1 protein-coding gene is annotated in these 240 nt (G+C 55.8%); it reads left to right on the forward strand.

Annotated features, from left to right (window positions below; genetic code table 11):
• On the forward strand, positions 1–240 hold a 240-nt coding region (locus tag GBI66_RS19580), incomplete at both ends, for an Ig-like domain-containing protein (protein WP_228267318.1).

Genomic DNA, 240 nt, shown 5'->3' on the forward strand with positions numbered 1-240 from the left:
CACTGATCCAATTACCGGTACAGCAGAACCAGGTTCAACCGTAACGGTGACCTTCCCGAATGGTACCAGCGTTCAAGTACCAACAGATCCAACCACAGGGGTATGGACCACACCAAACCCAGGTAACGTGCCAGATGGCAGTACGGTGACAGCGATTGCCACTGACCCAGCAGGCAACCCATCATTACCAGGCAGTGAAGTGGTGGACAGCCTACCACCGAACCCAGCGGGTGCGGTACT

The sequence above is a fragment of the Acinetobacter sp. TUM15071 genome (genome assembly GCF_008980925.1).
Classification (GTDB): Bacteria; Pseudomonadota; Gammaproteobacteria; order Pseudomonadales; family Moraxellaceae; genus Acinetobacter; species Acinetobacter dispersus.